Raw genomic sequence first — 1771 nt, forward strand, 5'->3', positions numbered from 1 at the left:
GGACGGACCAACCGGCGCATCCGAGGCTGGCTTGGCCGGGCGGATCAGACGACTAAGGTGAAGGGCATGTTCGTCCATGCCGGACAGATCGCGGACGTTTTGAAACGGCATCCGGAGGCCTTGCGCGGCCGGCTGGTCGTAAACAGGGCCGATGGCGCCGACACCATGGTCCTGAAAGCCGAAGCGGCCGATGCCGGCACTGGACTTGCCGAGGCTCTTGCGGCGAGCCTGACTTCGGTGACCAAGCTGAAAGGCGGGATTGAAATCGTACCCCCCGGAACTTTGCCCAATGATGGCAAGGTGATCGAGGATCTGCGCAAATACGAAGGCTAGAACTTTGGTCGGAACAAGGGTTTCGGCAGTGAACAAGGCACCTCCCGACGTGTTATCCATCATCACGCATGAACTCTGTCCGGACGAGCATGTACTCCTCGCACCGCCCCGAAACATCCGGGTCTTCCCGTCAGCCTTCTCCTGAATTCGACCGTGAAGGAGCCCGAGCCCTGGTGGAGCGGCTGGCCTCATCCCAGGGTGTCGATCTTACCCCGTGCGAGCGGGAGCCGATCCATATTCCCGGTGCCATTCAGCCTCATGGAGCGCTTCTGGCGCTGCATTCAGGCGATTGGGCACTGGCGGCGTACAGCGCCAATGCTTCCACCGTCTTTGGGATCGAGCCCGGCGACTTGGGTCAGCGGCCGCTGGACGCACTGATCGGAGACACCCTGGCGGCGGAAATCCGGGACGCTGCCGCCAAGGGCGAACTGGACGGAGCGAACCCGTTTCGCACGACCGCCTGCCTGCCCGGCAATGGTGTGCTGATGGACTTTGCGGTCCACAGCCATAACGGCATCATCATCGTGGAGGCGGAGCAGACGACTCCCGGAGATCTTCCGGCGGCACTGCCGCGCACCATGGTCCGGCTGCGCGATGCTTCATCATTGGCTGAGTTGGGGCGCCTGACGGTTCAATCCATCCGCTCCCTGTCCGGTTTCGAGCGCGTGCTGATCTACCGCTTCGATGCGGAATGGAACGGTGAAGCCATCGCGGAGGACAAGACGCCCGACCTAGAGCAGTCTCTGCTGGGCCTGCACTTTCCGGAATCCGATATCCCCCGGCAGGCACGGGAGCTTTATGCCCGGAACCACAGCCGGTTCGTCCCCGACCGCGACGCGGCGCCGGTATCGCTGCTGTCGATTAGCGCGGATGACGGCGCACAGCCGCTGGACCTTAGCTTCGCACGGCTTCGGGCACTTTCCCCGGTCCATCTGGAGTACCATCGTAACCTCAACGTCAACGGCTCGATGTCCGTTTCGGTGATGAAGCACGGCCGGTTATGGGGTCTGGTGATCGGCCACCATCGGCAATCGCTGCTGGTCCCGCCCGCCTTGCGTACGGCTGTCACCTTGCTGGTCGATGCCTTCGCCATGCGCCTGACCGAAGTCGAGACGGCGGCGGACTGGGACGAGCGGCGGGACCATGTGGCAACCCACGCAAGACTACTGGAGCAGATGGCCGGCGCCGACGACTTCGTCCCGGCGCTTACCAGTGGGCCGGTGACGATGGCGCGCCTGTTCAACGCCGGTGGCGCCGCCGTGATACGGGATGGCGAAGTTCGGCTGGATGGAGGTGCTCCGCCGGCGGAAGTGGTCTTGGACATCATGGAGACGCTTCGTGCCCGGTCCAAGGAAGGGGAACCGGTGACGACCGAGCACCTGGCCGGGATTTCCAGCCGCTTCGCCCAGCATTCCGGGATCGCCAGCGGCGTGATGGC

1 protein-coding gene and 1 pseudogene are annotated in these 1771 nt (G+C 63.9%); both read left to right on the forward strand.

Annotation, left to right across the window (positions count from 1 at the left end; translation table 11 throughout):
* Positions 1–333, forward strand: a pseudogene (locus AC5JJ6_RS03455) (phenylacetate--CoA ligase family protein); the annotation flags it as partial.
* Between the two features lie 173 nt (positions 334–506).
* The coding region (locus AC5JJ6_RS03460) for a GAF domain-containing protein (RefSeq protein ID WP_496040707.1) at positions 507–1771 on the forward strand (1265 nt) is incomplete at its 3' end.

The sequence above is a fragment of the Skermanella sp. genome, from assembly GCF_059503625.1.